This is a genomic window from Mycobacterium sp. E2497 (assembly GCF_001668695.1).
Classification (GTDB): Bacteria; Actinomycetota; Actinomycetes; order Mycobacteriales; family Mycobacteriaceae; genus Mycobacterium.
The window spans coordinates 1-21938 of sequence record NZ_LZKD01000238.1 but is presented as its reverse complement, the minus strand read 5'-3'; the positions used below and the strand labels follow the sequence as shown (position 1 = coordinate 21938).

The following is a 21938-nucleotide window of genomic DNA, read 5'->3' as shown; positions in this document are numbered from 1 at the left end:
CCCCCGATGACCACCGTGAAGCTGGCCCACGAACTGCTGTCCGACATGATCCGCGTGCGGCGCATGGAGGAGAAGTGCGCGGAACTGTACAGCGCGGCCAAGATTCGCGGTTTCTTGCACCTCTACGTCGGCGAGGAGGCGGTGGCCGCCGGGTCGCTGCGCGCGCTGGCCGACGACGACGCGGTGGTCGCCACCTACCGCGAGCACGCACACGCGCTGCTGCGCGGCATCCCGATGCCCTCGATCATGGCCGAGATGTTCGGCAAGCAGGAGGGCTGCTCGCGCGGCCGGGGCGGTTCGATGCACCTGTTCGACGCGGCCAAACGCTTCTACGGCGGTAACGCGATCGTGGCCGGCGGCCTGCCGCTCGCGGTGGGCATCGCGCTGGCCGACGCCCAGTTGCAGCAGAAGCGGGTGACCGCCTGCTACTTCGGCGACGGCGCGGTGGCCGAGGGCGCCTTCCACGAGTCGTTGAACATGGCGGCGCTGTGGAACCTGCCGGTGCTGTTCTGTTGCGAGAACAACCTTTACGCGATGGGCACCGCGCTGGACCGGGCCCAGTCGCAGACCGATCTCACCGTCAAGGCGGCCGCCTACCGCGTTCCCACCCTGGCCGTCGACGGCATGGATGTCGAGGCCTGCCATGCGGCCGCACAGCAGGGCGTCGATCACGTCCGCGACACCGGCGGTCCGTTCTTCATCGAATTCCGCACCTACCGGTTCCGCGCGCATTCGATGTTCGACCCCGAACTGTATCGGGACAAGGCCGAGGTCGAGCGGTGGCGGCAGCGCGACCCGATCCAGGCGTTCACCGAGAAGTGCCTGGGCGACGGCACGCTGTCCGACGCCGACGTGCGGGAGATCGAGGACGCGGCCAGCACCGAGATCGAGGAGGCGGTGGCCTTCGCCGAGGCCGGAACGTGGGAGGACGTGGCCGATCTGGAACGCGACGTGCTGACGGAAGAGGCGGTGCGATGAAGACCAGCTACCGGACCGCCGTTCACGACGCGCTGCGCGACGCCCTGCGCGACGACGCGCGGGTGGTGCTGATGGGTGAGGACGTCGGCCGCTACGGGGGAACCTACGCCGCCTCCAAGGGCCTGCTGGAGGAATTCGGCCCCGACCGCGTGCGGGACACGCCGCTCTCGGAGTTGGGCTTCGTCGGCATCGGGATCGGCGCGGCGCTGAACGGGTTGCGACCGATCGTGGAAGTCATGACGGTGAACTTCAGCCTGTTGGCGCTGGATCAAATCGTCAACACCGCTGCGGCCCTTCGGCATATGTCCGGCGGGCAGTTCTCGGTGCCGATCGTCGTGCGAATGGCGACGGGCGCCGGGCGCCAGCTCGCCGCCCAGCACTCGCACAGCCTGGAGCCGTGGTACGCCCACATCCCCGGCATCAAGGTCCTCGCCCCGGCCACCGTCGAGGACGCGTACGGCATGCTCGGTCCGGCGCTGGCCGACCCGGACCCGGTGGTGATCTTCGAACACGTCCAGCTCTACAACACCTCGACGGACGTCGACGTTCTCACCCCCACGGACATCTCGCGGGCGGCGGTCCGCCGCAGCGGCGGAGACGTCACCCTGATCACCTACGGCGGCAGCCTGCCCAAGACGCTCGACGCCGCCAACGAGCTCTCGCTGGCCGGAATCGACTGCGAGGTCGTCGATCTGCGCGTGTTGCGTCCCCTCGACGACGCCACCATCTTCGAATCCGTCCGCAAGACCCACCGCGCGGTGGTCATCGACGAGGCGTGGCGCACCGGCAGCCTGGCCGCGGAGGTCACCGCGCGCGTGATGGAGGGCGCGTTCTACGACCTCGACGCGCCGGTGGCCCGGGTGTGCAGCACCGAGGTGCCGATGCCCTACGCCAAGCACCTCGAAGAGGCCGCCCTGCCCCAGGCCGCCAAGATCGTCGCCGCCGTGCAAGGCCTGTTCGGAGAACGGTCGTGATCGAATTCAAGATGCCCTCGCTCGGGTCCGACATGGACGAAGGCACCCTCAACGAGTGGCTGGTCAAGCCCGGGGACAAGGTGACCCGCGGCCAGGTCGTGGCGATCGTCGAGACCACCAAGGCCGCGGTCGAGGTCGAGTGCTGGCAGGAGGGCATCGTCGACGAGCTGGTCGTGCCGATCGGCGAAACCGTCCAGGTGGGAACGACATTGGCCACGCTGACCGCACCCGGCGAGCAGGCGGAGAAGCGGCCCCGGCCGCGCCCGCCGGCCAAGGCCGCCGCCACACCGGCGACCGCACCGCCCAAGCCGGCGCCGGCCCCCAGCGCTCCCCCGGCCACGCCCGGGCGGCGCCGCTGGGTGTCGCCGGCCGCGCGCCGGTTGGCGACGTCGCTGGGCGTCGACATCGAGGCGGTGAGCGGCACCGGACCGCAGGGCGCCGTCACCATCAACGACGTCGAGCACGCGGCGAGCAGATTAGTGGCCAAGCCGGCCAAGCCGGTCACCCAACCGGCGGGCAAGCCGACCGCGGCCGACCGCGCGACGCAGATGCGAAAGTCGATCGCCGCGGCGATGAGCCGGTCCAAGCGGGAGATTCCGCACTACTACCTTGCTGAAGAGATCATGCTGGAAAAGGCGCTGTCCTGGCTGACGGCGAGGAACGCGCAACGGTCCATCGACGAACGGGTGCTGCCGGCCGTCCTGCTCCTGAAGGCCGTCGGCGTCGCCGCGCAGCGGTTCGGCGAGTTCAACGGGTTCTGGCGCGAAGACGGGTTCGAGCCGGCCAACGGCGTCCATGTCGGCGTCGGCATCTCGCTTCGCGGCGGCGGCCTGGTCGCGCCCGCCATCCACGACGTGCCGGAGAAGAAGCTGGACGAATTGATGGACGACCTGACCGATCTGGTGGCGCGGGCGCGGGCCTTCTCGCTGCGGAGTTCGGAGATGTCGGACCCGACCATCACGGTCACCAACCTCGGCGACCAGGGCGTGGACGCCGTGTTCGGTGTCATCTACCCGCCGCAGGTGGCGATCGTCGGTTTCGGCCAGCCGGCCGAGCGGGTGTGTGTCATCGACGGTGGGATCCGGGTCGTCACCACGGTTCAGGCCACGCTGGCCGCCGACCACCGCGCCAGCGACGGACACCGGGGCGCGCTGTTCCTTTCCGCGATCAACGAGCTGCTCCAGCAGCCCGACCTCCTAGAAAAGTGATGTGCAATGACCAATGAAGACACTCGCGCCGTGGTGCTGTCGGTGCTGACCACCATCGCCCCCGAAGTCGACCCGGACGACATTCGCGACGACGTCCTGCTGCGCGACCAGGTCGACCTGGATTCCATGGACTGGCTGAGCTTCCTGCGCGGCATCCACAAGCGATTTCATGTCGACATCCCCGAATCCGACTACGCGACGCTGCGCACACTGGCCGACGTGGTCGGCTACGTGGAAAAGAAGGCGTCGGCGGTCTGACCGCGAAGCGCCACGCGCGCCGCGTATTTCGGCGCGTTCGACAGGGGTTGGCATGATGGCTGTTGTGCAGGGCAAGACACCGGACGTCGGCGCGCTCGAGCGGGCGGTGCTGCTCGCCTGCCGCGCCCCCTCCGTGCACAACAGCCAGCCCTGGCGCTGGGCGATCGAGGGCGGCGCCCTGCACCTCTTCGTCGACCGGCGCCGGGCGATAGCGGCCACCGACTCGACCGGCCGCGAGGTGATCCTGTCCTGCGGCGCCGTCCTGAACCACCTGTGCGTCGCCATGTCGGCCGCGGGCTGGGAGCCGAAAGTCGAGCGCTTTCCCGACCCGGATGACCCCGACCGACTGGCCTCGATCACGTTCAGCCGCTCAGAGCGCGTCACCGAAGCCCAGCTTCGCCTGGCCGAGGCCATCCTGCAGCGGCGCACCGACCGGCTTCCGTTGGGGCGCCCGACGTATTGGGACCTGTTCGAACCCACGCTGCGTGACAGCTTTGACGACACCGAGGTCGCCCTGGACGTCCTCGGCGAGGATGTGCGGCCGCTGCTGGTGGAGGCGTCGCAACTCACCGAGGAGATCCGCCGTGACGACTCCTCTTATCACGCCGAACTGGACTGGTGGACATCGTCTTTCGCGTTGGCCGAAGGGATGCCGCCGAGCGCGCTGGCCTCCGACAAGGAGAGCTGGCGGGTCGACGTGGCCCGCAGCTTCCCGACCAGGAGCCACGCGGACCGGCGCGGCGAGGTCAAGGCGGATTGGGCCAGAATCCTTGTGCTGTCGACCCCGCAGGACACCAGGTCGGACGTGTTGCGATGCGGCGAAGTGTTATCGACGGTGCTGCTCGAATGCACGGTGGCCGGGATGGCGACGTGCCCGCTCACCCATCTGATCGAACTGGACGAGAGCCGGGACATCGTGCGCGAACTCATCGGAGGGCGCGGCGAGCCGCAGGTGCTGATCAGGGTGGGCATAGCGCCGCCGCTGGAACACCTCCCGGCGGCGACGCCGCGACGCCCGCTTTCTGATGTGCTGCAGATCCGCTAGACAACCTTGGTCCCCGCCCCGCGGGACTTTCGGCCGACGCACCCGGTGGGCCGGCGCAATACCATCGAGGATGTCGTGCTGTCGATGAAGGGGATGACCGATGCCACTGCTTGACGACGGGGTTTCCATCCTGCCGGTGAACGAATGTTGGGAACTCCTGGCGGGCGTGACGCTGGGCCGGCTGGTCACCAGCGTCGGCGGTCAACCCGAGATCTTCCCGGTCAATTACGTTGTCCAGCGCCATACTGTGCTGTTTCGCACCGCGGAGGGCACCAAGCTGGTCAGCACCGCGATCAACAACAAGGTGCTGTTCGAGGTTGACGACCACAACGTCGCCGAGGGGTGGAGCGTGATCATCAAGGGCACCGCGCGCTCCCTTCGCACCAACGAGGAGATCGAGGAGGCCGAGCGCGCCCAGGTCATGCCCTGGACGCCCTCGGACAAGTCGCACTATGTGCGCATCATTCCCGAGATCGTCACGGGCCGCCGGTTCCGCTTCGGTGGGCCGGTGGACTGATCCCGCCGCTACCCGGGCCGCACGTGGCGTGGGCGCGGGACGAACTCCAGCGAGAGCAAGACCATCAACGCGGCCGGAATATGGTGCGCGCACAGCACCACGTAGCGTCGCTGCGACAGGGCGTGGAACTTGCGGAGGTAGCGGTACAGCGACTCCAGGCGGATCAGCGGGTCCAGCAAGTGGATCAGCCACAGCGCGATCCGCTGTAGCGGTCCCGGTTGCACGGCTTCGAAGATCTCCGGGAACGCCGCGAACGCCAGCGAAAGACGCTGCCCTCCAGCATCTTTCGCGTGAGCGATCATATCGACGCTGAGCCGCTCGTCGACACCGTTGGGGGCGTTCGGGCGGCGGAACGGCACGTCGAGGCTGACTTCCGATCCGTCACCGGCGGTCAGGTAGCGGTGAAACGCGACCACCCGCCCGCTGCGGTCGCGCGCCACGGCCAGGTCGACACCGGGGTAACGGCCCTGCAGCGCACCGTCGAGGTTCATGCAGAACCCGCGGTCGGTGCGCGCCGCGCGATGAGCGGCGTACAGGACCTCGGTCAGCTCGGCCCGTATCGCACCGCTGAGCCCTTGTTCGTCGACGATCTCGGTCGTGACTCCGCAGTTGTGCGTGCGCTGCACCGCCTGGCGCAGATTGCGAAACCGGCGCCCCTTCAGGGTGAAGTGGCGGATATCGACGACGACGTCACGGCCGATCGGCACCGACAGCATCGGCTGCCCCACCGTGTCCCTGCGCCACAACCGAAGGTGGGGTTCGCCGGCCGCCAACACGATGATCTGCCAACCCCGGCTGCGGCACATCCGGACGAAATCAGCTGCGAGCTCGTCGAATTGCGTCGCGTCGCCGATCGGGTCGCCGCTGACCACCGCGAACCCGAACCGCGTGCGGTAAGCGATCGCCGCGCTCCCGTCCGCGTTGAGGTGATAGCTCTTGCTCGAATGCATGGCGAACGGCGCCAACGGGTCCCCCCGCGTGACGTTGACCAGCCCCCACACCTGGCTCAGCAGCTCCGGCTGCGGCCGGGCCGTTGTCGGCAGCATCAGGGCGAGCCCGCTGCCCGCGATCAAGACATTGCCCAGCACCGCCCAGGACACAAAATGCGCGCCCAGGCCGGCGCCCACCATGGCGGCCGCATACGTCGCGTGCGCCGTGGTCACCGGCCGGCCGAGAAAGATACCGCGGGCGATCAGGGCGGCCGCGCCCAGCAGGGCCACCGACCAACCGAACCGGCCCGGGGCGACACGCTCGTAGCCGAGACGTTCTTGTGCGACCAGCACCACCAGCCACGCCACGACGCACAGCAGCAGCAACACGCTGAGGCGACGCGCCGCCGGGACGTCGGCCCCCACCAGAACCCGTTCCCCGCCGGCTCGGCGGCTTCGGGGAATGATCTTCACGGTGCCCGCTAGCGCACCACGAGCACGGAGCATTCGGGGTGACGGAAGAGCGGATGCCCCTGCGGCCCGACCAACTGCGCGAGCTGGCGCGCCTCATCGCCGCCGATGACGGCGAGCTGGACCCTCTCGTCGTTGGCGCTGAGGTAAGCGGCGACGCCCCTCCTGGTGGTGATCGGGTAGACCCGCACGTCGGGAAAGTGTTCCCGCCACTGCGCCACCCGGCGTTCGAACACGTCGTCGCCGTGCTCGGTGAGCTCCTCGGGGCGGCCACCGAGCACCAGCATGGGAGCCCGGCGCAGTTTCGCCTCCGCCGCAGCATAATTCACCACGGTGTCGTTGCCCGGCGCGTCCGACATCCGGACCACGATCCAATTGACCTCCGGGGGTGGCTGATCGGAGCCGGTCCGAACGACCGCGACCGGGCAATGCGCCTTCTCGGCCAGTTCCGTCGCCGTCGAACCCACGATAGAGCGCGCGTAACGGCCGATGCCGACGCACCCGACGCAGATCATGTCGGCCGACGTCGACGCTTCCACCAGCACCGAACCGGAGGGGCCACGCGGCATGTCCGTTTCGACCGCGACCGGCTTGCCGGTGGCCTCGACCGCGAGCCTTGCTTGTAGGAGCGACTTCTCGGCATGCGCGACGTCGCGCTCGTAGTCGTCCGGGGACTCATGCGTCGGCTTGACAACGGAGACCAGACGCAGCGGCACGCCGCGGGTGAGCGCCTCGTCGACGCCCCACAGCGCGGCCGCGATCGCCGCCGACGAACCGTCGATTCCGACCAGGATGGATTTCATCGTCCGACCCGCTCCCGTCAACTCGTACCGGCAGAGGAGCGGACCGGCGGTGTCAGGTCGAGGCGCTCCGCGCCGCGTCTGACCGTGAGCAGCAGCGCGCGCGTCCCCAGCGCTATCACCGGCCTGGCCAATTCAAGGACGAACACTTCGCCCGGGTAGCGCAAGGCGATTCGGGCGCGCGCGAGCAGTCGCACCCGGTCCTCCCAGTGCGGCTGCAGGTGAAACGACAAGACCGCATTCCAGCGTTCGGATCGCATGGCGGTGAGCACGAGGTACTTTTCCGGCACGATCTCCGCGACGCGTAACGTCACCCCGTCGGGCAACCCCAGCCATCCCTCGGGGGCCAGGCGGACCGCGTCGCCCACCCGCAGCCCCCCGGCATCGCCTTGCCCCACAGGGCTTCTCAGCCCGTCGATGTCGTCGCGTTCACCCCTGTCCTGGGCCATCTGCAGCAACCGGGACCAGACCGCGGACACGGACGCGTCCACGTCGGTCGCCTCGGTGGTCTGGACCGCCGGATCGCTCACCAGGCCGTCGCCGGGAACTCGCATCTGCGACTCCGCCTTGGTCGCACCCCAGTTGCGGTAGTACCTGCGGGCGCAGTACAGGACGGCGAGCAGCGCGGTGGTCTGGGCGATCCGCTTCGTCATGTTGGCCATGGCCACAGTCTGCGCGGAGCGGCGCCCTGCCTGCGAGGGTCCTTGGTCCCCGGTGAGCGCGCCGATGTGCTCTGCGGGCCGCGCTCGGCGCAGCTAGCCCGCCGGGGTGATCAGGCCGTAATGGCCGTCGTAGCGGAGGTATAACACGCTGGCGCAACCGTAGTCGGCGTGGAGGAAGAACAGGAACGGCAGGCCGAGCGCGGCCAGCCGGTCGGCGGCTCCCTCTTCGGTGAGGCACGGCAGGGGTTGCGGGCTGATCGTCACCGGCAGCGCATGCTCACTCACCTGGCCGGCCAGGGCCGGCGCCGCCAGCGCCAGGCGATATCCCGTGGGTCCGGCGCGATACAGCACGCCGGCGATGCCCGTGCCCTTCTCCGTGAACAGGTGGAAGTCGTAGTCGAGCAGGTCCATTTCGTCCGCGGCGTCGTCGAGGGTGCAGGGCGCCATCGTGAACGACTTGCGCCGGATGACCCGGCGCTGACCCGGCGGGCGGGGGAAGTAGCTCGGCCGGTGCGCCGGCTGGGATTCGTGGCGCCATTCGTCGGGGCCCGCCGGTCGCTCGCCACGGCGCGCCTCCCAGTGCGCGGCGGCGCGTTCCAGGCGTCGACGCAACCGTGCCGCGAGGAGATCGACCGCTTCCCGTGCCGTGTCGGCCTGGACCTGGGCGCGCACCGGCCGGCCGTCGACGTCGAGGTTGGCCTGCGCGACGACGGGGCGCTGCACCGCCGGATCGCGATGCCTGGTGAGCCTCACGCGGGCGTGCCGCACCGGCCGGCTTGCGTAGCGGGCTAGCTCACCGACCTTGCTGCGGGCGTATTCGGCTTCCGCCGGAAGCACGTCGCGGGTGGCAACCTGGACGTCGATATCGCGTGGTGACGGTGTGCCGTGGCGCATAGCTAAAGTGCTACGTCACTAAACCGGTTGCGGGGCAGGGTCAAAGGTCACCGGGGCGCACCGCCGGCGACACGTGGTCGGGCAATTTGGCCTCCTTGAGCCGCAGCGCCGGCTTCTCGATGACGAACCAGCTGGCCGCCGCGAGCGGCAGCGTGGCCGTGGTCGCCACCGCCGCGAAGAGGAGCGGGTCGAGGTGCCCGAGGCCGCCGATGACGAGAAGCTGCTGGGTGGGCCACGCGTAGATGTACACGCCGTACGACAGATCGTTGTGCAGATGGAACCTGCGTAAAAGGATGCCCGACGCGATGATTCCGTAGGCCAGGGGCAGCGCGCCGACGATCCGGTAGTCGGGCAGCAGCAGGCCGCACACCGCGACGATCGCGAAACTCACCGCGACCCAGGACCATTTGGCCGGTATCACATCGCGGAGCTGATACAGCACCGCGCCGGCGGCGAACATGATCGCGAAGCGGGCCAGACATTGCGGGATCGTCCACGACCACGGGTCGGCCATGGGCCCCAACAGGACCGCCACGAGCACACCCGCGGCCAACATGGCCGAGGATATCCAGCGATGCCGCGCCAGCCCGGCGACGCCGATGGCGAGCACCGCCAGATAGCACATCACCTCGTACACCAGCGTCCACAGCGACGCATTCCAGGTACGGGGATGCGGGACGCCCTGCGGTGTGCCGCCCACGTCGAGCTTGAGATGGGCGATGGCGCTGTTGAACAGCACGAACTTCACGGGTCCGCTGGTGCGCAGAAGGCCTGCCGCGGAACCGCCTTGCAGCGCGACGCCGATCGGCGCGCAGACGAAGGCGGTGACCATCAGACAGGTGTAGAAGCCCGGGAGGATGCGCAACGCCCGGGCTCGCAGATACTGCCTCGGTTCGGGTGCGTTGAACCAGCTCGCGGTGACCAGGAAGCCCGACACCGCGAAAAAGCCGTCCACACCCAGAGAGAACAAGAGACGCTCCGCAACCGGCGACGAAACGTGGTGGCCGGTCACGGGAAACGAATGCCACAGGATCACCTCGACGGCCAGCATCAGCCGCCACAGGTTGAGGGCATTGTGATGCCGGTCGAATGCCTGCCCGATCACAAAGCCTCCCCTCTTCGGCGCTCAGTGCAGCGCCGCCGCCCGCACCAGGTGGTCCGCCGGCTGGTCGCCGCTCTTGGCCGCGCCGGTCTCACGCGCCAGGAACGCGGTGAGTTCTCCGATCGCGGTCATCAGGGGAGCGGGGAAGACGATGGTGGTGTTCTTCTCGACTCCCAGTTCGATCAACGTCTGCAGGTTGCGCAGCTGCAGGGCCAGCGGGTGTCTCATCATGGTGTCCGAGGCGTCGCCCAGCGCGGCGGCCGCGCGCGCCTCCCCTTCGGCCGCAATGATTTTGGCCCGCTTCTCGCGCTCCGCCTCGGCCTCGCGCGCCATGGCGCGCTTCATGCTGTCCGGCAGTTGGATGTCCTTGAGCTCGACCAGGGTGACCTCCACGCCCCATTCCACGGTGGTCGCGTCGAGGATCTGGCGGATGCTGCCGTTGATCTTCTCGGTCTGGGCCAGCACCTCGTCCAGGGAATGTTGCCCGACGACGTTGCGGAGGGTGGTCTGCGCGATCTGGTCGATGGCGGAGTTGACGTTCTCGATGACGACGACGGCCTTGCGGGCATCGACGACGCGGAAGTAGGCGACCGCGGCGATGTCGACGCTCACGTTGTCGCGGGTGATGATGCCCTGCGACTGGATCGGCATGGTCACGATGCGCATCGAAATCCGCCACAGGCGGTCGATGACCGGGACGATGAGCCGCAACCCCGGTTCGCGGACGCCGATCACCCGGCCGAGCCGGAAATGCACACCGCGCTGGTATTCCTGCACCACCCTGATCGACGCCAGGGCCAGCAACACCGCCACGACCACCGCAGAGATCACCGCAGTGGCAGCAATGTGGGTCATGAGGACCACCCCTCGACTCGATCCGTTACCAGTGCCGCCACTGCGGCTGTCCCTGACGCTAGGGGCGCGACGGCGCGTCGGTCAGCGGCCGAAAGTCCCAACCCGTGCGGCGAAGGGCCCTGGTCCGGGTACGACGGGGCGGAACGCCCGTCATCAGGACGCCGCCTGCGAGCCCGTGGCCCGTTTGCGGATGCGGGCGGCGAACGCGGCGGCCCGGTCGAGGTCGTGCTCGTCGGGCCGCCCCCTGTTGATGCCGCCGATGAATCCGAACGGCCCGACCGTGTCGAACCCCCGGCAGGAGAAGGAGCCGATCACGTCGAAGCCCTTCTGCTCGAGCGTCTGCCGGATCGGCCGGTGGTAGCCCAACAGCGGAACCTCGCGCGCGCCGCTGGTGAAGAAGGTGAACGCCGCGATGTGGTGCCCGGCGGCGGGCAGCCGGCGGACGAGCTTGCGCAGCCTGGCGTCCATCGTCATGTAGTAGATCCCGGAACCGAAACCGACCAGGTCGTAGTCGCCTACGGTGCCGGGGTCGACGGACTCGGGCGTGACGACCTCGGCATCCAGCACCCCGGCCATCCGGTCGGCGACCAGGCGGGTGTTGCCGTGGGATCTCGAAGCGCACACGATCAGCGCCCTCATAGCCAACTCCTTCGCGACGGCGGCTCGGACACTCCATGCTGCGCACGGATCCGCCGACGGGGTAAGGGCGCAAAGGCACCGCGGCGCGGGGCCTTGGTCACTTTGCGTCATCACCGCTGGTGAAGCACCGGAACGGCGACAAACGGAGGTCCTTCGCGGTCGGGACTTCGGTCCCTATCGACGCGTCCGGCGAACGGCTGGAATAGGGGATGTGACCGTGACAGCTCCCGCAGCGGAGCGCAACACCGTGGCGTGCGTTACCGGCGCGCAAGTGATCGTCCTCGAGTTGCATCCCGCATGGATGTCGGCCCAACGACACGCCGCCGAGCTGCTCGAGGCGATGCACCGTCATCCGTCGTCGATGGGCCGCCCGGCCCATCCGACTCGAGCACCGCTGCTGCGGCCCCTGCCATGACGGGAGAGCAGATGGGCACGCGGGCCCGCACGACACTGGGTCGAACGATGGCATTGTCGGCGGCCGCCCTCATGCTGTGGGCGGGTACGCCGGGCATGGCCGCCGCCGACAGCGGGCGTCCGCAACCCAAGCCGGAGGAACGGGCCGCGGCCCTGATTCGGCCGGCCATCATGTACCTCGCCGGTGAAGGGTACGGCCTGGTCCGGCTGCCCAGCGGTGAGGTCCTGTCCCAGTTCGGGCGAGGTTCGACCATGCCTTTCCTGGCCACCTGGAACTGCACGGCTTTCGTCGTCAACCCCGACGGCTGGGTGGCGACGGCGGGTCACTGCGTCGACCCGGCGAGCGCCACGCAACTGATCCTCAAGCGCGCCGCCGAGGAATATCGCAGCGAGTTTCCGGACGCGCCCGAATCCAGCGATCCGGCGACCACTGTGGAGTGGCTGCAGAAGAACGCCAGGGTGGAAGGCGACACGCCCGGCCAGGGCCCCCACGTGGGCATCACGCTGATGTCCGGCAGCGGAACGAAACTCACCGACAAGGTGGTCGCCAACATCGTCGACTTCCGGCCGCTCGGGAAGGGCGACGCCGCGCTTCTCAAGGTGGCCAAGGGCAACCTTCCGTCGTCCGAGCTCGACGTCGACGCCGACGTCACCATCGGTACGCCCGTTCTGGCGGTGGGCTTCCCCGAGAGCACCCAAACCGTCACCGGCGCTTCGCTCGACCCGACGTACAAGAGCGGCAAGGTCAACAAGAAGACCATCGCAGGATCGAACCCCGCGTACGAAATCGACGCCGCGATGACCGAAGGCATGAGCGGCGGCCCAACGATCGGGCTGAACGGCAAGGTGCTCGGCCTGAACAGCTTCGCGCCCGCAGGCGAGACGCAGCCGTTCAATTTCATCGCACCGGCCGACGGCGTGGCCGCGATACTGGCGAGCAAGGGCGTCAAGCCGACGCTCGGACCCGCCGACCGGTCCTATCGCAAAGGGCTCGCCGACTTCTACGCGGGTCGCTACACCGCTGCGATCGACGAATTCGACCAGACGCTGGCCATGTCGCCCGGCTACCCCGGCCTCGACGACCTCAGGACCAACGCGGCCAACCTGCGCCAGCAGTACGGCGATTTCTCCTCGCTGAGCGGCCGAAACCTGTTGTGGTACCTCGTGGTCAGTGTGGTGGCGGTGCTGGGCCTGGGTGCCGGCCTGACGTTCTTGGGGCTCAGGACGCACCGCCGGATTCCGCCGGAACCCGACGTCCAACCCCTTCGCCTGATGCCCAGGCACGAGCTGGTCGCCGAGGAACCCCACTTCTGCGCTCATTGTGGGGCCGAACACCATCCGAGCGAACGGTTCTGCCCGAACTGCGGCAAACACATCGAGGCCCCCACGGCGGCGCGGGGAACCGGGCTCATCTCCTGACCGACGCGTACATCGCGATGAACGCCGCATTGTCAACCAGATTGGCGACCAGGTTCGACGACGCGGTGCTGCGCACTCGAACGGCCCTGGTGCAGAACGGGTTCGGCGTCCTGACCGAAATCGACGTCAGGGCGACGCTGCGCGATCAGGTCGGGGTGGACATGGAGGACTACCGGATCCTCGGCGCGTGCAATCCGGCCGTGGCGCATCGAGCCATCAGTGTGGATCGCGAGATCGGGCTCATACTGCCGTGCAACGTGCTGATGCGCGGCGACCCGGGCGCCGCGGGAGTGGTGATCGTCGAGGCGATGGATCCCGGGCTCCTGATCGGGGTCACCGGCGAGCCGGCGCTCATCGCCCTCGCCGCCGAACTCAGCGCGAACCTGCGCGCCGCGATCGCCTCGCTGACCGAAAGCCGTTGATCTCGGCGGCCACCATGTCGACCAGCGCCGGCACGGCCGCGGCGACCCGCGGGGTCAGCCCGGTGCCCGGGCCGGTGTCCGCGGCCTCTACGGCGAAGACGACCACCGCGTCGGGCACCCGCCCGAGCGCCCGGCCCAACGCGTGGGTGCGGCCGACGTCGACACGGTGCGAGCTCAATCCGTCGGGCTGGTCGGGCAATCCGGTCGGGTCATACCGACGGATGCGGCCCGGCGTGGCTTTGTCGGCGACCGCCGCGTCGATGACCACGGCCAGCCCCGCGCCCGTCCACGCCTCGAGAAGACCGATCGGTTCCGCGATGCCGGTTGTCACAACGACGTTCGGCCAAGCGAGGTCGCCGAGCGCGGTGGCGGCGGCGACACCGACGCCGTCGTCGCGCCGGTAGCAGTTGCCGAGCCCGATCACGGCGACCGGTCGGTCATCGTCGCTCACTGCCGCTGCACCGTCAGGGTCAGGAAGTGCGCCGAGCAGGAAATGCAGGGATCGTAACTGCGGATCACCCGCTCGCACAGGGAAGTCAGCGCGGCGTCATCGAGGGTGAGGTTGTCGGACACCACCCGGGCAAGATCCGCTTCGATGGCGGCCTGGTTCTGCGACGTGGGCGGGATGATCTCCGCCGCGGAGACCAGCCCGGCGTGATCGATGTCGTAGCGGTGATACAGCAGGCCGCGGGGCGCCTCGCTGACGCCGTGCCCGGTTCCCGGCCGGGCCGGGACCTCGACGAAAGGCCGTGGCGGCCGCTCGTATTCGTCGATGATGCGCAGCGCCTCCTCGATCGCGTAGACGACCTCGACGGCACGAACGATGATGCTGCGGAACGGGTTTCGGCATTCACCCGAGAGCCCGGCCGCCGCGGCCGCCTGGGCCGCGATCGGTGAAAGCGCCGACGAGTTCAGGCTGTAGCGCGCCAAGGGGCCGGTGATGTAGCGGCCGCCGTCCAGTGTCGCGTGCAGGGCGGTGGAGTGGGGCACCTGAGACTCACGCACGTGCTCGGTGAAGTCGGTCACGGGAAACGGCTCCCCGGCGCTGCGCGCGATGACGCCGTTCTCGATCGGATACCGGCCGCTGCGGCTCAGCGCCAACATCTCGTGGTCGAGCTCGAGGTCGGGGAAGTCGAAACCGGCCACCCACTCGACCGTCGCGACCGCGTCGTCCAGCGCGCCGCGCAACTGCTCGGCGACGGGGGCGAACTGCGACCGGCTGGGCACCGAGTAGAACCCGCCCAGGCGCACGTTGATCGGGTGTATCGACCGCCCGCCGACGAAGTCCATCAGCGCATTGCCCGCCTTCTTCAGTCGCAGGCCGCGTTCGACGATCTCGCGCTCGTCGCGGGCCAGCGCGATCGCGTCGGGGTAGCCGAGGAAGTCGGGTGCGTGCAGGAGATAGATGTGCAGCATGTGGCTGTGGACCCATTCGCCGCAGTACAGCAGGCGGCGCAGCGCGACGAGCTCTGGATCCACCTCCACACCGCAGGCGCTCTCGATCGCGTTGCAGGCGCTCACCTGGTACGCGACCGGGCAGATTCCGCATACCCGGGCGGTGAGATCCGGCGGCTCGGTGTAGGCGCGCCCCCGAAGGAACGCTTCGAAAAATCGTGGCGGCTCGTAGATGTTCAATTCGACGGTCTGCAGCGCGCCGTCCTTCAGCGTGACATGCAGCGCCCCTTCGCCTTCCACGCGCGTCAGGGTGCCGACGGACAGCGTGCGGGTCTCCGGGTTCACGGCTTGCTCCGCGCACTGTCTCGTTCGGCGGCGAACTTCGCGACGTTGAACGTCGAGAACACCCGGTCGACGTCACCGTCGGACATCCCGTCGCGGCGCAGCAGCGGAATCAGTGTTCCGATCTGCGGCGTCGCCGCCGGGCCGAAACAGCCGTAGCAGCCACGACGATGACTGGGGCACAACGCCCCACAGCCGGCGTGGGTGACCGGCCCCAGGCACGGGGTGCCGTCGGCGACCAGGACACACGTCACCCCGCGCATCTTGCACTCGGTGCACACCGTCTTGGCCGGCAGCCGCGGCTTGCGCCCGATCAGCAGCGCGGCGAGGGTATCCAGCAGCTGGCCGCGGTCGATCGGGCAGCCCTGCACCTGGTAATCGACCTTGACGTGCGCGGCCGCCGGGGTGGACGTCGCCAGCGTGTCGATGTAGTCGGGCCGGGCGTAGACGACGGAGGCGAACTCGTCGACGTCGGCGAAGTTGCGCAGCGCCTGCACTCCCCCGGCCGTCGCGCATGCGCCGATGGTGACCAGCACCTTGGATTGCTCGCGGATCTCGCGGATCCGTTGCGCGTCGTGATGGGTGGTGACGGACCCTTCGACCAGCGACACGTCGTAGGGTCCGCCGACCATCGAACTCGACGCCTCGGCGAAGGTGGCGATCTGCACCTGGTCGGCGAGGGTCAGCAGCTCGTCCTCGCAGTCGAGCAGCGTCAGCTGGCAACCGTCGCAGGACGCGAACTTCCACACGGCCAGAGTGGGGCCCATTACAGCTCCTTGACTGCCAGTAGCGGACCGGCGACGTCGTAACCGACGACCGGCCCGTCGCGACACACCAGCAACTGGCCCAGCTGGCAGTGGCCGCACGTTCCGATCCCGCATTGCATGTTGCGTTCCAGCGATACCCGAATATCGTTGGCGGCCATGCCTTTGGCCAACAACGCCTCCGCGGCGAACCGCAGCATCGGCTCCGGGCCACACAGAAACGCGGTGGTGCGGCCGGGATTCAGCGCGAGCCGCTTCAGCGGCTCGGTGACCAGGCCGACTTCGCCGCGCCAGCCGTGGACCGGGACGTCGACCGTCAAGTGCAGTTCGATCTGCGGGTCGGCGGACCACTTCTCGAGCTGGGCGGCGAACACGAAGTCCTCGCGCGAGCGGGCGCCCGCGATCAGGGTCAGCTTGCCGTAGCGGGACCGGCCCGCCAGCGCCCCCAGCACCGCCGGGCGCAGCGGGCACAATCCGACGCCGCCGGCGACCATGACCAGATCTCGCCCGGCGGCCTCCTCGAGCCCCCAGGTGGTGCCGAACGGGCCCCGCACCCCGATGAGGGCACCCGGCTGCGCGTCGTGCAGGGCGCGGCTCACCGCCCCGACCGCGCGAATGGTGTGCGTGATCGAGCCGTCGGTGACCGTGGGGTCGCCGCTGATCGAGATCGCCGCCTCCCCGATGCCGAAGGCATACAGCATCATGAACTCCCCGGGCTGCGGCGTGCGCAGGACTTCGCCGAGCGGTTCGAGGCACAGTGTCGCCGAATCGGGGCTTTCCACGACGCGGCTGCGTACCCGGTAGGGGTTGGGCGCCATCGAGGACGGTGGTGGGCCGTCAGTCATCGCGGGCCATCTTGTTCATCTCTTCGGTGATGTCGATCCCGGTGGGGCACCAGGCAATACACCGCCCGCAGCCGACACAGCCGGACATGTCGAACTGGTCGTGCCAGGTGCCCAATTTGTGGGTGATCCAGTGCCGGTATCGCGACTCCGGGGACTGGCGCACGCTGCCGCCGCCGTGCACGTAGGTGAAATCGAACTCGTAGCACGACGCCCAGTGCTGCCAGCGCTCGGCATGCTCGCCGGTCAGGTCGCTGACGTCTTCGGTGCTGGTGCAGTAGCAGGTGGGGCACACCATCGTGCAGTTGCCGCACGTCAGGCAGCGACTGGCGACCTCCTCCCACTGCGGCGACTCGCGGTGTTCGATCAGCAGGTTGCGCAGGTCGGCGTCCGGCATCGCGCGGCCCATCCGGTGCGAAGCGGCCTGCACCGCGGCGTGCGCCGAATCGATCTCGGCGTCGTCGGCGACCCGATGGGGAACGGCCGCAAGGACGTCGGCACCCTCGTCGGTGCCCACCTCGACCACGTAGGTCACACCATCGCCGTCGGGCCGCTCGGTCAGGGACAGGTCGTAGCCCGGTCCGGCCGCGGGGCCGGTGCCCATCGAGGCGCAGAAGCACAACCCGCCCGGCTCCGTGCAATTCACCGCGACCACGAAGGCCTGCCGATGCCGGCGGACGAAGGAGTTGTCGGGGAACTGGCCGCGGCCGAGGACCCGGTCGAGCGTCGCGATCGCGGCAAGGTCACACCCACGCACTCCCAGGAACGCGTACCGCGGAACCTCCTCGTCGGAATCGGCGGTGCTGAACCCGTCCCGGCTGCCGGACCACAGCCGGCGCCGCGGGGGGTGCAGGAACTGCTTCCACGACTGGGGCCCCGACGAATGCCCGAAGGCCGCGTCGTCGTCGCGCCGGCGCACCCGGTAATGCCCCGGGGCCACGTCGACGCCCCACCCCCACGGCAGGTCCGCCGCGGAGTCCAGTTCGTCGAGGACGATGGCGTCATCCCGCAACGTCGGACCGACGACGCGGTATCCGCGCTCGATCAGCACCTCGACAAGGCGGTGCAGCCCGACGGTGTCCAACGATGCGGCACCGGAATGGTCGCCGTGTCCGCTCATCGCCACATCATCCGCCAATTCGACTGTGCTGTATAGGGGTTGACAACGGGGCCATCGACTACCAGTGCCTACCAGTGCCTACCAGGTCTTTGCGAACAGCTCGAGGTCACGTTCCCACAGGGCGTCGCGAGCCCGGTCCAGCCGCGACCGCACGACGGCGACGAGTGTCGCCATCACCATGGTCGCCGCCAGCGCGGTCACCATCGCCACGCCGACCGCCTCGCCCGCGGCGAGCCAGGTCGGGGTGGGCGCGACCACCGGAACACCGTCCCGGTCCACCCAGATCTCCACGGTTCCCCCCGCCTCGGCGCGCTCGGCGAGTTCCAGTGTCCCGCCACGCTCGCCGGTCGGGCCCGGCCACTTCGCCTGCACGACGGTCAGACCCAGGTCCTCGGCCCTGGCCTCGACCACCCTTGCCGTCACGCGGTGGCGTTCGTGCGCCTCCCGGGTGTACACCCGATCCCGCGCCTCGTAGGTCACCGCGCCGACCACACCGGCGACGGGGACGGCGATCAGGGTCACGACCAGCGCGACCAGAACGACCAGGGCCTCGATGCGGTCCGTCCGGCGCAGCAACGGGTTACGACCGAAAAGCCGGGCGACCCGCCAGCGGCGCGGGTCCAAGGTGAACGTGTCCATGATGTCCTCTGCGCCGCAACCGTTTTGAGTGATTTCGCCGTCTCAGTGAGCGACCGGATGTTCGTGATCGACCGCCCACTCGACGAAGTCCGACAGCTCGCGCCGCGGTGTCGCCGGTAAGGGGTCGGCGTTGATCGGCGCCCAGCCCACCCGGAGCAGCATCTGCGGGTAGCTGCTGTCGCCGAAGATGTCGGACTGGACCGCCGCGCGCGTTTCGGGCGTCTCCAACGGTTCGGTCACCGGGCAGCTGGCCAGCCCCAGCGACGTCGCGGTGAGGAGTACGACGCTGGTGGCCTCGCCGGCCCGCAGCTGGGCCAGGCGGTCATCGTTGCGGGTGCCCAGGGCAAGGACGACGGCGTTGTCGTCGGCCGAGGACGAGTCCGGCGGCATGGCCAATACCGCCCCGGCGAAGAACCGGCCCGGAATCTTCGCTGCCGGATCCGGCACCGGCGTGTTGCGCGCGGGGACGCCGGCCACCGACGCGTAACGCCCACTCCATGTCGTGAGCTCGGCAAGGTAGTCCTGGCTCAAGTGATCCCGGACGGATTGGGCGACGATGTTGCGCAGATTGTCGAGGTCTTCGACTTGGCACAGGGTCACGCCGCTTCGCGCCGCCCGCGCCGCCATCAGGGCGACATCGCCCACCGGCACCGGCCACGAGCTGTAGTAGCGGCGGTCGGTCCGGCGCCGCGGTATCGCGGCGGCCAGCGCGATGTCGACGCTGTCCGCGCGGTGTGGCGAGAGTTCGATGGCCGCCAGGTGGCTGGGGTCGGCGGGATTGGGGAGCCGGGTGACCTTCGAAAGCCACCCCACCGCCGCGAGCGCGACGACGCAGTGATGCAGCGCCGCACCGCAACTCAGCATGAGGTCCCGGCCGTCCGGGTCGGTGTTGGGCAGCTGCCGGCTCGCGTCCGAATAGAGATGCAGACTCGCCGCGTCCACGCGCCACCGCCACGGTTGGGTGTTGTGCACCGAGGGTGCCCGGGATGCCAAACTCAAGACCGTCCGGACCGTGCCGGCATCCGGAAAGCGGGTGTTCATGGCGGTCGTTCCCTTCGATATCGCTTCGTGCTGTCTACGATTGCCGATTTGCTGCCCGCCCGGCGAGAGCAGGACGGCACTAGGCCGAGGGACTTTGGGCCAATCCCCTCGCTACGCGGCCGCCGAGATCACCACGTCGACGGACAGCTGATCGCCGATGGCATAGGCGACTGCCCAGTCACCCACGCACGCCGCCCGTGCCAGCTCGTCGACCAGGGGGCTGTGGGCGCCGAGCTCCGCCAGCCATGCCGTCACGAGGGGGGCGATCTCGTGGCCCGGCACCCGGACGGTGCGCCCGCAGTGCAGGCGATCGGTAACCCGGAACATCGTCGCGGTCGGCAGGGGCCGCAGGTGGTGGCGTCGTGTGGTGAATCTCATCACGGCCTCCTCGATCGAGCGTGGATTCCATCCGACCACTCAGCCGGTTGCGGCCACAGGGCCGAACGCAACCGGATGGCGAGTGCTTCAGTCGTGCGTTCGAGGATGCGGAGGTCCCGCGGCGGAAGGGCCTTTGGTCACCTGGTTGCGCGACGCGACCGCGCCGGCGATCGAGGCGGCGGCGATCGTCAGCAACGCGCCGAACATCAGCGCGGAGGCTTCACCGGCGACCAGCAGGTGTTCCTCGGTACCGATGGTGGCGGCGGCCACCGGCACGCCGAGCTGAGCCGCCGAGAGCACCGCCAGGGTGAACGGTTGGCCGAGCAACCTGCCCGCGCAATGCGCCAGCACGGCTCCGAGCCCCAGGCCCGCGCCGAGCAGGATGAGTTTCGGGTGGGCACCCAGCTCGCGCACCTGCAGCGAGGCGCCCAGCCAGACGAAGAACAGCGGGCTGAAAAACCCCTCGGTGATCCCGAACAGCTGGCGGGCCAGCCGTCGCGGTTCACCGACCATGCCGAGCACCAGGCCCACCGCGAAGCCGGCGAGCATGACAGACACGTGCGTGCTGACGGCGAGCGCGGCCAGGGCGAACAGCACGATGAGGTTGGTCCGCAGTTCGAGCGCGAACCGGTGGTTCTCGGAGTAGACGTGCATGCGGCGCCGCCAGCCGCCGGCGTCGGATCGGCGCAGCACCACATACAGCAGCACCGAGCAGCCGGCCACCGCCAGCGCGCCCAGTGCGGCGGCGCCCGCATGCCGGAGGTCGATCACCAACGGCAGCAGGACGATACCGGCCGCGTCGGCGACCGCGATCTGCGCCGTGACGGCAATGACCTGCGGCCCCCGCAGCCGCAGCGAGTCGATGACCGGCAGTGCCAGCGCCGCCGACGACGAGGCCATGAGGACCGCGTACATGGCCGTGTGGCCGGTCCCGAAGGCCGTCGCCAGCCCGGCGGCGAACGCCGCCGCGACGGCGCCGGCCAGCGCCGCCCGCGCGAGCGCCTGCGGTAGCGACGCGCGCAGCGTGCCGGCGCCGACCGGGACGTGCGTGCCCACGACGAACATGACCAGGGCGAAGCCGACGTTGGCGAGCAGCTGGAACGTCGGGTCGGTCACGTCGACGACGTTCAAACCGGTCCGGCCGACGACGAGGCCCGCGATCAGCTCACCGATGACCACCGGTATCCGAAGGCGCGGCACCGCGGCCAGCAGCGGACCGGCCAACCCAATGGCCGTCAGCAGGGCCAGGGTGTGGAAGCCAAACCCCGGCACGTCAGCGGTCCCCGCGCGCCAGCATCAAGACATTCTGCATTCTTCGGCGCGCGGTTCTAGGGATTGATCGTGTTGTCCCCGACCTGGCGTCCCCACACGTACTCGATCGCGTACGGCGATCCGGTGTCGAGGTGGTTGTACGGCGCGATGCTATTGCCGGTGTCCATCACCAATTCCGGTGCGGGCCACAGGTGGCGGGTGATGGGCTGCCAACACCCCGGGGCGCCGCCCGGTCCGCCGTGCGCGTTCACCCGCGGCAGGTTCTCCGGGTAGGTGTACGGGTTGGGTGCACCGCCGACCACGCCGGCCAGCCCACCGACCAGGCTGGCGAGGGTGGCCACCGCCGACACCGGGTTGGCCAACAACCCCAGCCCGGACAGCGCCTCGGTGTTCATGTTCAGCGAGTAGCCGTTGAAACCGCCTTCGGACGCTCCGGTGAGTGGCACCACGTCGTGGTAGTTCTTCAGCGTGCAATAGATCGCGGGGCTGTAGGTGTCCAGCAGCTGGGCGCTGGGCACCAGGTCTTGGGCCCCGCGCGCCAGATACGGCCCGCCCCGA

At 69.2% G+C, this 21938-nt stretch carries 26 protein-coding genes; 9 read left to right on the top strand and 17 right to left on the bottom strand.

All coding sequences use genetic code 11. The features are described from left to right. Positions 1-6: 6 nt before the first annotated feature. The 6 genes from pdhA (at position 7) to A5713_RS22290 (ending at position 4980) form a co-directional block, all read left to right on the top strand. Positions 7-978 (top strand): pyruvate dehydrogenase (acetyl-transferring) E1 component subunit alpha, encoded by a 972-nt coding sequence (pdhA, locus tag A5713_RS22315; protein ID WP_067919876.1) that lies wholly within the window; start codon positions 7-9, stop codon positions 976-978. Then, entirely contained in the window at positions 975-1952 is a 978-nt protein-coding gene (locus tag A5713_RS22310) for an alpha-ketoacid dehydrogenase subunit beta (RefSeq protein WP_067919874.1), read from the top strand. Before pdhA ends, A5713_RS22310 begins: the two co-directional genes overlap by 4 nt. Continuing rightward, entirely contained in the window at positions 1949-3160 is a 1212-nt protein-coding gene (locus A5713_RS22305) for a dihydrolipoamide acetyltransferase family protein (protein WP_068098399.1), read from the top strand. The genes A5713_RS22310 and A5713_RS22305 overlap by 4 nt, the downstream gene beginning before the upstream one ends. A 6-nt stretch (positions 3161-3166) precedes the next feature. Next, positions 3167-3418 carry an acyl carrier protein gene (locus tag A5713_RS22300; RefSeq protein WP_067919869.1) on the top strand — a complete coding sequence of 84 codons (252 nt, stop codon included), beginning with the start codon at positions 3167-3169 and terminating at the stop codon, positions 3416-3418. A gap of 52 nt (positions 3419-3470) precedes the next feature. Beyond that, complete coding sequence (locus A5713_RS22295) at positions 3471-4463, top strand: NAD(P)H nitroreductase (RefSeq protein WP_304442518.1); 993 nt, start codon at positions 3471-3473, stop codon at positions 4461-4463. A 100-nt stretch (positions 4464-4563) separates the two neighbouring features. After that, positions 4564-4980 carry a pyridoxamine 5'-phosphate oxidase family protein gene (locus A5713_RS22290; RefSeq protein ID WP_067919867.1) on the top strand — a complete coding sequence of 139 codons (417 nt, stop codon included), beginning with the start codon at positions 4564-4566 and terminating at the stop codon, positions 4978-4980. Between the two features lie 8 nt (positions 4981-4988). On the opposite strand, the gene A5713_RS22285 is transcribed toward A5713_RS22290, so the two are convergent. From A5713_RS22285 to A5713_RS22255, 7 genes are all read right to left on the bottom strand, one after another. Beyond that, positions 4989-6416 (bottom strand): bifunctional lysylphosphatidylglycerol flippase/synthetase MprF, encoded by a 1428-nt coding sequence (locus A5713_RS22285; RefSeq protein ID WP_068098398.1) that lies wholly within the window; start codon positions 6414-6416, stop codon positions 4989-4991. After that, positions 6392-7183, bottom strand: a complete 792-nt coding sequence (locus tag A5713_RS22280) for a universal stress protein (RefSeq protein ID WP_068098397.1) — start codon at positions 7181-7183, stop codon at positions 6392-6394. The genes A5713_RS22285 and A5713_RS22280 overlap by 25 nt, the downstream gene beginning before the upstream one ends. Positions 7184-7200: 17 nt before the next feature. Further along, entirely contained in the window at positions 7201-7842 is a 642-nt protein-coding gene (locus A5713_RS22275) for a hypothetical protein (RefSeq protein ID WP_067919861.1), read from the bottom strand. 93 nt (positions 7843-7935) lie between these two features. Further along, positions 7936-8736, bottom strand: coding sequence for a sigma 54 modulation/S30EA ribosomal C-terminal domain-containing protein (locus tag A5713_RS22270; protein WP_068098396.1), 801 nt, complete (start codon positions 8734-8736; stop codon positions 7936-7938). A 40-nt stretch (positions 8737-8776) separates the two neighbouring features. Then, on the bottom strand, positions 8777-9841 hold the full coding sequence (locus A5713_RS22265; protein WP_068098395.1) for an acyltransferase: 1065 nt from the start codon (positions 9839-9841) through the stop codon (positions 8777-8779). Between the two features lie 21 nt (positions 9842-9862). Next, positions 9863-10693, bottom strand: coding sequence for a slipin family protein (locus tag A5713_RS22260; RefSeq protein ID WP_067919855.1), 831 nt, complete (start codon positions 10691-10693; stop codon positions 9863-9865). A 153-nt stretch (positions 10694-10846) separates the two neighbouring features. After that, entirely contained in the window at positions 10847-11332 is a 486-nt protein-coding gene (locus A5713_RS22255; protein WP_067919853.1) for a flavodoxin family protein, read from the bottom strand. A gap of 217 nt (positions 11333-11549) precedes the next feature. Between A5713_RS22255 and A5713_RS22250 the strand changes: the two genes are divergently transcribed. From A5713_RS22250 to A5713_RS22240, 3 genes are read left to right on the top strand one after another with little or no spacing between them, the layout of a single operon-like run. Beyond that, a complete protein-coding gene (locus tag A5713_RS22250; RefSeq protein WP_156751991.1) occupies positions 11550-11747 on the top strand; it encodes a hypothetical protein in 198 nt (65 codons plus the stop codon). A gap of 47 nt (positions 11748-11794) precedes the next feature. Beyond that, on the top strand, positions 11795-13165 hold the full coding sequence (locus tag A5713_RS22245; protein ID WP_231980616.1) for a trypsin-like peptidase domain-containing protein: 1371 nt from the start codon (positions 11795-11797) through the stop codon (positions 13163-13165). A gap of 17 nt (positions 13166-13182) precedes the next feature. After that, positions 13183-13587, top strand: coding sequence for a DUF302 domain-containing protein (locus tag A5713_RS22240; RefSeq protein ID WP_068098393.1), 405 nt, complete (start codon positions 13183-13185; stop codon positions 13585-13587). On the opposite strand, the gene A5713_RS22235 is transcribed toward A5713_RS22240, so the two are convergent. From A5713_RS22235 to A5713_RS22190, 10 genes are all read right to left on the bottom strand, one after another. Then, positions 13538-14038 (bottom strand): hydrogenase maturation protease, encoded by a 501-nt coding sequence (locus A5713_RS22235; protein ID WP_068098392.1) that lies wholly within the window; start codon positions 14036-14038, stop codon positions 13538-13540. The two genes, A5713_RS22240 and A5713_RS22235, sit on opposite strands and share 50 nt — an antisense overlap. Beyond that, complete coding sequence (locus tag A5713_RS22230) at positions 14035-15327, bottom strand: Ni/Fe hydrogenase subunit alpha (RefSeq protein WP_067919843.1); 1293 nt, start codon at positions 15325-15327, stop codon at positions 14035-14037. The genes A5713_RS22235 and A5713_RS22230 overlap by 4 nt, the downstream gene beginning before the upstream one ends. Then, on the bottom strand, positions 15324-16091 hold the full coding sequence (locus A5713_RS22225; protein ID WP_067919841.1) for an oxidoreductase: 768 nt from the start codon (positions 16089-16091) through the stop codon (positions 15324-15326). Before A5713_RS22225 ends, A5713_RS22230 begins: the two co-directional genes overlap by 4 nt. After that, complete coding sequence (locus A5713_RS22220; RefSeq protein WP_156751993.1) at positions 16091-16906, bottom strand: FAD/NAD(P)-binding protein; 816 nt, start codon at positions 16904-16906, stop codon at positions 16091-16093. The genes A5713_RS22225 and A5713_RS22220 overlap by 1 nt, the downstream gene beginning before the upstream one ends. Before the next feature lie 19 nt (positions 16907-16925). Then, positions 16926-18050, bottom strand: coding sequence for a 4Fe-4S dicluster domain-containing protein (locus tag A5713_RS22215; RefSeq protein ID WP_068098390.1), 1125 nt, complete (start codon positions 18048-18050; stop codon positions 16926-16928). 78 nt (positions 18051-18128) lie between these two features. Next, positions 18129-18689: a hypothetical protein gene (locus A5713_RS22210; RefSeq protein WP_067919835.1), complete on the bottom strand. Its 561-nt coding sequence runs from the start codon at positions 18687-18689 to the stop codon at positions 18129-18131. Between the two features lie 42 nt (positions 18690-18731). Beyond that, a complete protein-coding gene (locus A5713_RS22205; RefSeq protein WP_068098389.1) occupies positions 18732-19730 on the bottom strand; it encodes an NAD(P)H nitroreductase in 999 nt (332 codons plus the stop codon). Between the two features lie 111 nt (positions 19731-19841). Next, on the bottom strand, positions 19842-20108 hold the full coding sequence (locus A5713_RS22200) for a hypothetical protein (RefSeq protein ID WP_068098411.1): 267 nt from the start codon (positions 20106-20108) through the stop codon (positions 19842-19844). An 87-nt stretch (positions 20109-20195) separates the two neighbouring features. Further along, entirely contained in the window at positions 20196-21380 is a 1185-nt protein-coding gene (locus A5713_RS22195) for a cation:proton antiporter (RefSeq protein WP_068098388.1), read from the bottom strand. 56 nt (positions 21381-21436) lie between these two features. Next, a partial coding sequence (locus A5713_RS22190; RefSeq protein ID WP_082973101.1) for an MCE family protein occupies positions 21437-21938 on the bottom strand: 502 nt, incomplete at its 5' end.

Excerpts from the sequence above, each read along its gene's own strand:
- pdhA (WP_067919876.1), top strand. The coding sequence starts at position 7 with ATGACCACCGTGAAGCTGGCCCACGAACTGCTGTCCGACATGATCCGC.
- A5713_RS22310 (WP_067919874.1), top strand. The coding sequence starts at position 975 with ATGAAGACCAGCTACCGGACCGCCGTTCACGACGCGCTGCGCGACGCC.
- A5713_RS22300 (WP_067919869.1), top strand. The coding sequence starts at position 3,167 with ATGACCAATGAAGACACTCGCGCCGTGGTGCTGTCGGTGCTGACCACC.
- A5713_RS22295 (WP_304442518.1), top strand. The coding sequence starts at position 3,471 with ATGATGGCTGTTGTGCAGGGCAAGACACCGGACGTCGGCGCGCTCGAG.
- A5713_RS22290 (WP_067919867.1), top strand. The coding sequence starts at position 4,564 with ATGCCACTGCTTGACGACGGGGTTTCCATCCTGCCGGTGAACGAATGT.
- A5713_RS22285 (WP_068098398.1), bottom strand. The coding sequence starts at position 6,416 with ATGCTCCGTGCTCGTGGTGCGCTAGCGGGCACCGTGAAGATCATTCCC.
- A5713_RS22280 (WP_068098397.1), bottom strand. The coding sequence starts at position 7,183 with ATGAAATCCATCCTGGTCGGAATCGACGGTTCGTCGGCGGCGATCGCG.
- A5713_RS22275 (WP_067919861.1), bottom strand. The coding sequence starts at position 7,842 with ATGGCCAACATGACGAAGCGGATCGCCCAGACCACCGCGCTGCTCGCC.
- A5713_RS22270 (WP_068098396.1), bottom strand. The coding sequence starts at position 8,736 with ATGCGCCACGGCACACCGTCACCACGCGATATCGACGTCCAGGTTGCC.
- A5713_RS22260 (WP_067919855.1), bottom strand. The coding sequence starts at position 10,693 with ATGACCCACATTGCTGCCACTGCGGTGATCTCTGCGGTGGTCGTGGCG.
- A5713_RS22255 (WP_067919853.1), bottom strand. The coding sequence starts at position 11,332 with ATGAGGGCGCTGATCGTGTGCGCTTCGAGATCCCACGGCAACACCCGC.
- A5713_RS22245 (WP_231980616.1), top strand. The coding sequence starts at position 11,795 with ATGGCATTGTCGGCGGCCGCCCTCATGCTGTGGGCGGGTACGCCGGGC.
- A5713_RS22240 (WP_068098393.1), top strand. The coding sequence starts at position 13,183 with ATGAACGCCGCATTGTCAACCAGATTGGCGACCAGGTTCGACGACGCG.
- A5713_RS22225 (WP_067919841.1), bottom strand. The coding sequence starts at position 16,091 with ATGGGCCCCACTCTGGCCGTGTGGAAGTTCGCGTCCTGCGACGGTTGC.
- A5713_RS22220 (WP_156751993.1), bottom strand. The coding sequence starts at position 16,906 with ATGGCGCCCAACCCCTACCGGGTACGCAGCCGCGTCGTGGAAAGCCCC.
- A5713_RS22215 (WP_068098390.1), bottom strand. The coding sequence starts at position 18,050 with ATGAGCGGACACGGCGACCATTCCGGTGCCGCATCGTTGGACACCGTC.
- A5713_RS22210 (WP_067919835.1), bottom strand. The coding sequence starts at position 18,689 with ATGGACACGTTCACCTTGGACCCGCGCCGCTGGCGGGTCGCCCGGCTT.
- A5713_RS22205 (WP_068098389.1), bottom strand. The coding sequence starts at position 19,730 with ATGAACACCCGCTTTCCGGATGCCGGCACGGTCCGGACGGTCTTGAGT.
- A5713_RS22200 (WP_068098411.1), bottom strand. The coding sequence starts at position 20,108 with ATGAGATTCACCACACGACGCCACCACCTGCGGCCCCTGCCGACCGCG.